This is a genomic window from Rhizobium mulingense, from assembly GCF_029194105.1.
Taxonomy (GTDB): Bacteria; Pseudomonadota; Alphaproteobacteria; order Rhizobiales; family Rhizobiaceae; genus Rhizobium; species Rhizobium mulingense.
Genome location: NZ_JARFVE010000035.1, coordinates 1 through 7,482 on the forward strand (window position 1 = coordinate 1; position 7,482 = coordinate 7,482).

Consider the following 7,482-nt stretch of genomic DNA (forward strand, 5'->3'; position numbering starts at 1 on the left):
CACGGATACAGAAGCTCGCGAACCTCGGTCCCGTGGGTGTTCTGTCGTCGTGTTGTACAATGAGGAAAGACCTCATGCCGCCGAACTTCCCGCGCAGTTTCTTGGCCGAAACGACGATACAGCCGCTCCCCCTAGCAGCGCCTGCACCGGCCGTCAGGCCGGTTAAGCGAAGCGGGTTACCTCGATGAAGCTTGTTTACGGAGGAAACATTTGATTGATGAAAGGATAAACGCGCGCGAGACCGGCTTCTTACTTTTGCTTTCCCACAATAAAACTCGCTAAAATTTCCTGGCTTTTCGATCGACTCTCTTTTGAGAGGAACCCACAGGTGCCCCAGAAGACGCTGGCGATTTATCAATAGATGAAGAACTTGCCGTTGCCATCCCTTCCTCAGGAAGCGTAGCTACTTGAGCGGCACTGTCAATCGCTCTACGGCAGTCATCAAGGAAGTCAGCTATATATTCATTGACATAGACAACCAACGGCTCCTTTGGAACAACAATCAGACGCCGTTTGTCCGTTTTATCCCGAGTGATGTCGATGAACCCACGCAAATGCGCTGCCTCGACATACTTTTGGCAAACAGTCTGGTTTTTGAAAGGCAGATAGCGACACGCCTGCATCTTCGTCATGGGTTTGTTATTGGCGTCCATATGATATACTTTAAGCATCAATCCAAGAATATTCCTCAGGAATAGTTTTTCTTCGGAATTTTCGCTAAAGAGATCTGACAAAAACGAGTCAATTTTCTCAAGCTTATGCTTTACGCCGACGTCGATCTGTTCTGGCGTATATATTTTTCTTCGTGTTGTCTTCGCCACGGCCACGCCTCTGCGCAATGGGTCGTTCTGTTTTCACCCAAAGCCTGTTACCGGATCCCATCGCGGCGACATTTATCATATGTATGTCTTCATAACTACGACGAATATAAGAATTTGCGGGCGGTCGTGAGACTAACCTTCATCGTGCACGAGCCCCCGCTCTTGTTTTCACATCCATTTAAAAAAACAGTTACACAAGTGTAACTACGAGTGCTATCAAAAATTCGGGAGCTTCGCTTCCGATGGAAGGTCGGTCTCTTGATTGGCCCCCGACCAGCTCGCCCGCCGCCCGAGCTGGCATGCAAGAGCCCGACCTTCCGTTTTGCACGTGGCTTTTCGAACCAGGGATCCGAAATGAATAAAGAGATTTGGAAAGATTACAGCCAACCTTTCGGGACGATTGGTCCATTGATGACAGTGGGCGAAATTCTGGAAAAGAATATTGATGCGGGATACAACGCCTATGATGAGTATGCAAACGCAGCTCTTCAGAAATTTGCTCGGTATGCCTCAGAATTCCTCTCCAATCCACATCCTCATTTAGGTCGGGACGGGAGCGTTTGCCCTTTCGTTCCCGAGGCTCTGACGAAGGGGCTTTTACGGGTTGCCGCGTCGCAAGCTGTTGCAGTTGACGAAATCGAAAACGATTTGGCGCGTATGCTCGCCGTCTTCAGCCAGATGAAACCCGTAAAGTCCTTCAACGATCGAACGGGCGACTGGATCTATAAGGCCATTATCATTGCCCTTCCTGGAATACAGGATGAAGGAGAGATCATCAGGATTGGTCAACTGCAAAAACGGCTGAAGCCCGACTTCATTCAGGAAGGTTTCATGATCGGTGAATTTTATCCAGGTTGCCCGGAGCCCGGTTTGCACAACAGGATGTTTCGACCGCTCGACACAACGGTTCCAGCCTTGGCTATTCGGCATATCACCAAATATGATGCTCCTTTCATGCTCGATAGCGATAAGTGCCTGGAGGCTTACTTCAGTATTTTTGGGAACGAGGGTCGCCGCCGCATTAGGCAGCTTTTGGAGCGAACCGCCTGAAACTTACTCGCAAGAGGGCTGTACTCGCAGTCGCTGAAACAGCTATCCTCGATCGTCCTACCAGGTGAACCGGAAGGAAACGACTATGTTGGACGTTCATCCGAACGTACTTGCTGAACTGCACCAGATCGGAGCGTCGACGGTACGATTGTGGCGCTATAGTGAGTTCGCCACCCCTATTACATCTCCTTCCGATTTAGCCTCTGCTATCGGCGTTCCCGTGGGGCGCGTTGCAAAGACGATGATTATTGCCGAGCAGAAAGCGAACGATGTGATGCGCCGGTCTCATCCTGCGCGCCACCTTTGTGCCGTTTTGCTGCCATCACCTTCAAAGATTGACATGAAAGCGGTTGCTGGCACGTATGGATGGAAACGAGCCGAGCTTGCTCAGAAAGAACAGGTACTCGATCTCTTCGGCTACCCGTCAGGAAGCGTATCACCATTCGGTCTCCAGAAGATCGCTGTACTGATCGACACCGCCCTTTTTTCTTATCCTACCGTAGTCACAGGTGCGGGCAAGGTTGGAGTCGAGCTTGAGATCGACACAAGCATGCTTTGGAAGATCGGGCAGCCGTTACAGACGCGTGGACGGGCCAGTCAAACCTAACGCCTCGTCACCTTTCATAGAGATGCCGTGAGGTAGGTTATTTCTTCGGGAAAGGAAATGCGGTTCCACGTAACGGCGCCTCGATTAGAGAATGAGGGTTCAATACGTATGTTGCGTAATCGGACTCATAGTGCGCACTATAACGAAAATCGTCACACCCGTCCCAACGTCTGCACGACATCTTCACCTCGATAGCTGTGAGGCGGATCAAGCGCGGGAACATAGCGTGAGAAGGTGGCGACCACCGTCAGGACCCGCAGTTTCTTTCCGGTTGCGAGCTGGTCGTGCACGAAGTCCATCGCCCACACGTCATTTGGTCCGACAGCCATTTGCCGATCCTCGCGAAGTTTCGCCTTAACACGGCGCTTCCGAGTCTTATTCCGCAGCTGCAGTCCCAAGTCCCTGTAAATGCGATAGGTTCGCTTGATGTTGGTGCCCCAACCCTCGCGTTCCAAAAGCACATGCACGCGACGATAGCCGTAGCGCACCCGCGCTTACAGGTCTAGACCGGCCTCGGCGCGGCGAGAGATGTAGTGATCGGTCGACCGATCGAAGTTCAACGCGCCACAGGCACGCCGGATCGAGATCGCCCAATCGCGGCACATGACACCACCTCCCGCTACCCCTCAGGCCTTAGGCGGTGTGGACTCTTGGGATTCCCAAGGCTGAGCAAATCAGATTCAAGACTGTCTTTTGGAGGCAGTCATGGGTGTTTTGGATCGTCTGATCCTTCGGGACGAGCAGTGGGAGCGGATATCGCACCACATCATTGGTGACGAGCGCACACGCGGTTCGTCCGGCCGCGACAACCGCATGTTTATGGAAGCGGTGCTTTGGATTGTGCGAACGGGCTCGCCCTGGCGCGATCTGCCAGAAGTGTTCGGCGAGTGGAACAGTGTCTTCCGTCGTTTCAGCCGCTGGAGCCGGAAGGGCATCTGGTGGCGCATATTCGAGGCGATGGCGGACGATCCAGACTTCGAGTACTTGATTGTTGATTCCACCATCATCCGCGCCCATCAGCACGCTGCCGGCGCAAAAAAGGGGCTGAAGATCAAGCCCTTGGCCGCTCCCGCGGCGGATTGAGCACCAAGATCCACATGGCCGTGCGGGGTCTCGGTTGCCCGGTCCGCTTCACATTGACCGCAGGCCAGAAGGGCGATGCGCCGCAAGCCGACGCCCTGATCGAGGGCCTACCCGCCGACATCATCATGGCCGATACCGCCTATGACAGCAATCACCTGCGCAATGCCATCGCCGATAAGGGCGCCGTGGCAGTGATCCCCAACAATCCTTCGCGTGCGCGAAAATACCCGCTCGACAAACATCTCTATGCTCAGCGACACCTGATCGAATGCTGCTTTTCTAAACTCAAGCAGTTCAGAAGGGTCGCGACGCGCTTCGAGAAAACCGCCGAAAACTACCTCGCCGTCGTCACTATCGCGGCGACAATGCTATGGATCAGATAACTGTCCACACGACCTAGAGCTTTCGGCGGATGGCGTCCTGCAGCATCTCACGGTCCAACGTCAGATCCGCGACGATCTTCTTCAATCGCGAATTCCCGTCCTCAAGCTGCTTGCGCCTCTTCATCTCTGGCGGCAACATGCCGGCGTACTTTTTCTTCCAGTTGAAGTAAGTCGTCTGACTGATCCCCGCCTTGCGACAAATCTCCGCGATCGAGACGCCCTCATCACCCTGCTTCAAAATGAACGCCTTCTGAGCGTCCGAAAACTGCGATGCCTTCATCGTGTTCCGTTCCTTTTCCCAGCCAGGAAAATGCACCGGAAAACTCTAACCAAAATTGGTCCAGTTTGAAGGGTTGAGAGCAATTTCCCTATCGTAAAACCTGTGATCCTATGAAGTTAAGATGGGGAATGTTAAGGACATACAACAGCGTGCACGAAAGACGCGGAAGCCAACTGCGTCACATCTATTTCTGGTATCGGCGCTGTTGCGCTGCGGCCAAAACCGCACTGGCTCCTGATCCTTCCACCTTCGGAAGGGGCCGTGATCTCGCCTGGGTCGACCGTATGCTAGTTCGATCAGCAACCCTTTGACGGTGAAGATTCCTGGTTATTCACCTGGTGGATCAATGCCATACAAACAATCAATTTTACGAAGCCATGGGATGTTATTAAACACCTCGATTATGAATTGGGGACCCCATGATGTTGCTCCACCGAGAGCAGCCGAGGGCAAGGTCACAGACCTGGCCGGTAAATGGAGACGAACATGGCCAACGTGGAACTGCAGAAGGCGCTCTCGTCTGCCAATCAAGCGCCGAGACATAGCTCTGGGTCCTTTCTTCGCCTACTGCAGGAGCCTCGTCGCATTAAACCGAATACCAGCTTTAACACATTTGGGTCGCCACAAAAGCTGAACAACCACTATCCGATCTTGCCAATCCTTGGCTTCTCAAAAGTGAACGGAGCTGTGGGTATGCGAGATGGGGTGTTACCCACCGCGAAGTCATACATGAATACGAATGATTCAATGTCATTTCAACGTGAGCATTATGATTAGCTCATCGGCGTCAGCATCGTTTTTTAGAACCAGCAGCTTTTCGATGATTCCTGGCGAAAGACATCGGGGCCACCCTCCGGTCTTGGTCACCGAAAATTCGCCGCCAAACTTGGAGACATTTAAATGACAAACTCTCTTCCCGCAAAGCTGATGGTTGGTATCTTCGACCATTTGGACGAAGACGGAAGGGAGATTGGGCGCCAGTATGAAGATCGGATGAAGTTGGCAGAGGTCTGCGATCGCCTTGGCTTTTATGGATATCACGTCGCAGAGCACCACTGTACTCCCCACGGCAGAGGACCTTCGCCGAATCTATTTCTAGCAAGCGTAGCTCAGCGCACGCAGCATCTTCGTCTCGGTCCTTTGGTTATGCTGTTGAACCTTTATCATCCGTTACGTGCGTTTGAAGAAATTTGCATGCTGGATCATCTGAGCGGTGGCAGGCTCGAGTTGGGCATGGGGCGCGGCTCCTTACCAATCGAATGGAGCTTTTTCGGTATTGATGAGGAGGTGGCGACATCGCGCTATCTCGAAGCCAGCGAGATCGTCATCCAAGCGATGAAGGAAGGAGCTCAGGCTCTTTCCTACAAAGGCGACCACTTTGAACTAGACAAAGTCCCGTTGATGTTGCGGCCACACCAACGTCCTCAGCCTCCGAGATGGATTACAACCAGTCGTCCTGAGGTTGCGCGCTGGGCGGCTGAGAACGATACAAATCTTGCCTGCGGGGGCCCTGCTTCTGCTGTTCGCCAGATCACTGATGCCTACCGAGCACACGAGAGACGTACCGCCGGGGGCAGGAAACGGGCGCCGTTCCTTGGGTTGGTCCGAATGGTGGTGGCCGGCAGCACGACGAAGCATGCCATTTCGCTCGCGGCCCCGGCTTATCAACGGTGGCTTCGGAGCTTTAGGTTTCTGTACGAGATTAACGGGATACAGACTCCTCAGAACCTCCCGCCGGATTTTGATGCAGCAGTAGACTGTCAGTTGTGCGTAGTTGGTACTGCTGCTTCAGTTAGGCAAGATCTTCTCGATCATGTCGAGGAAGCAGGTGCTAATTATCTTCTTTGCCAGCTGGCGTTTGGTGATTTGCCATTGGAGGCTTCCTATTACACTGCAACGAGCGTTCACTCTGGAGTTATGGCTTAATCTGGACTGGCCTCAGGTTGCTTTCCGATCACAGAGATTAAGTCTCTGTGGCCGCGCCCTCAAATCGATTGAGGAGCGTCAAGGCGAATTCAGCCATCGCCGTAGGAACAGCCATTGTGGAATGGGCTGCACTATTGGATAGTTAAAAGATATGCGATTTAAGGGCCTCGATCTAAATCTCCTTGTCGCGCTCGATGCACTAATGATTGAGCGCAACCTTACTGCGGCGGCACGTAGCATTAATCTGAGCCAGCCCGCAATGAGTGCAGCTGTCCGCCGGCTCCGCTCCTATTTCCGCGATGAACTATTTACGATGCGTGGTCGTGAGTTCGTTCCAACTCCGCGTGCGGAAGACCTCGCGCCTGCGATTCGTGAGGCTTTACAGCATATTCGGCTCAATATCATACCCTGGGATAAATTTACTCCTGATCAATCAGATCGTCATTTCCGAGTAAGCTTATGCGATTTCGTTACAGTTGTTCTTTTTCAGAAGATACTGGAGCGTCTTGCGCGGGAAGCACCCGGCATTAGTTTTGACTTGCTGCCTCTTACTGACAATCCAGACGAGCTTTTGCGACGCGGCGACGTAGACTTCCTTATTAGCCCACCGCTATTCATGTCGAGCGCGCACCCTAAGATAGATCTATTTCAGGAACGACTGACTTGCGTCGGCTGCAGTAATAACAAACAACTTGAGGAAGCCCTTACTGCCGAGGAGTATTCTTCAATGGGGCACGCGGTAGTTAGGTTCGGTCGGACGCAGCAGCCTACCATAGAAGATTGCTTCTTGCAGGAGCATGGCCTCAAGAGGCGGGTCGAAGTCGTTGTTTCAAGCTTTAGCATGATCCCCGCCGCCCTAATGGGCACCGATCGCATCGCAACCGTTCCGTTACGACTAGTTGGGCTTTTTGAGGACACGATACCATTGCGGATGACTGCGCCCCCGATAGCGCTGCCGACATTCACCGAGGCAGTCCAATGGCCGGTACTTCACGACAAAGATCCGGCAAATATCTGGATGCGAGATATAATGGTTCAGGAGGCAGCGCGATTGCCGTGACCATCCTGAAACCTAGGAAGCTGGGCTGCATTGGGAGCGACGACCCGCGACGCGGCCGATTAGCTGAAGACGGCACCACCTGTGAGTGACCCGCAGGCCATTTTATCGTAAGCGATGTGCCGCTCACACCTCGACAAAGAAGCAGTTTTTTGATGGCTTGGAGCGGGGTCGCAACAGCCATGTCATTGTCTTCCAACATTTGCGGTGTTACTCAACCTCGAGTGTTACTTCGGAAGTGGTTATTGGATGAAGGACGAGGTCAACGAAGATAT

5 protein-coding genes and 3 pseudogenes are annotated in these 7,482 nt (G+C 52.9%); 5 read left to right on the top strand and 3 right to left on the bottom strand.

Going from position 1 to position 7,482, the window contains the following annotated elements:
- Nucleotides 1–278 precede the first annotated feature (278 nt).
- Nucleotides 279–821 (bottom strand): hypothetical protein, encoded by a 543-nt coding sequence (locus PYR71_RS30305; RefSeq protein WP_011053486.1) that lies wholly within the window; start codon nt 819–821, stop codon nt 279–281.
- Nucleotides 822–1,175: 354 nt separating this feature from the next.
- On the opposite strand from PYR71_RS30305, the gene PYR71_RS30310 reads away from it, so the two are divergent.
- The gene (locus tag PYR71_RS30310) at nt 1,176–1,871 is read left to right on the top strand and encodes a DUF6875 domain-containing protein (RefSeq protein WP_004677746.1); all 696 of its coding nucleotides are present in this window, start codon (nt 1,176–1,178) and stop codon (nt 1,869–1,871) included.
- Between the two features lie 85 nt (nt 1,872–1,956).
- On the top strand, nt 1,957–2,478 hold the full coding sequence (locus PYR71_RS30315; protein WP_004677747.1) for an aminoacyl-tRNA deacylase: 522 nt from the start codon (nt 1,957–1,959) through the stop codon (nt 2,476–2,478).
- A 155-nt stretch (nt 2,479–2,633) separates the two neighbouring features.
- On the opposite strand, the pseudogene PYR71_RS30320 reads toward PYR71_RS30315, so the two are convergent.
- Nucleotides 2,634–3,083: pseudogene (locus PYR71_RS30320) on the bottom strand (IS3 family transposase); the annotation flags it as partial.
- Between the two features lie 100 nt (nt 3,084–3,183).
- Here PYR71_RS30320 and PYR71_RS30325 point away from each other — a divergent pair.
- Nucleotides 3,184–3,944: pseudogene (locus PYR71_RS30325) on the top strand (IS5 family transposase).
- Between the two features lie 19 nt (nt 3,945–3,963).
- Here PYR71_RS30325 and PYR71_RS30330 read toward each other — a convergent pair.
- Nucleotides 3,964–4,224 (bottom strand): annotated as a pseudogene (locus tag PYR71_RS30330) (transposase); the annotation flags it as partial.
- 900 nt (nt 4,225–5,124) lie between these two features.
- Between PYR71_RS30330 and PYR71_RS30335 the strand changes: the two are divergent.
- Both PYR71_RS30335 and nodD3 read left to right on the top strand, forming a co-directional pair.
- Nucleotides 5,125–6,150, top strand: coding sequence for an LLM class flavin-dependent oxidoreductase (locus PYR71_RS30335; protein WP_011053483.1), 1,026 nt, complete (start codon nt 5,125–5,127; stop codon nt 6,148–6,150).
- Between the two features lie 151 nt (nt 6,151–6,301).
- Nucleotides 6,302–7,210, top strand: coding sequence for a transcriptional regulator NodD3 (nodD3, locus tag PYR71_RS30340; protein WP_004677763.1), 909 nt, complete (start codon nt 6,302–6,304; stop codon nt 7,208–7,210).
- The last annotated feature ends 272 nt before the right edge of the window (nt 7,211–7,482 follow it).

Coding starts and splice junctions, on each gene's coding strand:
- PYR71_RS30310 (WP_004677746.1), top strand. CDS start 1,176: ATGAATAAAGAGATTTGGAAAGATTACAGCCAACCTTTCGGGACGATT.
- PYR71_RS30315 (WP_004677747.1), top strand. CDS start 1,957: ATGTTGGACGTTCATCCGAACGTACTTGCTGAACTGCACCAGATCGGA.
- PYR71_RS30335 (WP_011053483.1), top strand. CDS start 5,125: ATGACAAACTCTCTTCCCGCAAAGCTGATGGTTGGTATCTTCGACCAT.
- nodD3 (WP_004677763.1), top strand. CDS start 6,302: ATGCGATTTAAGGGCCTCGATCTAAATCTCCTTGTCGCGCTCGATGCA.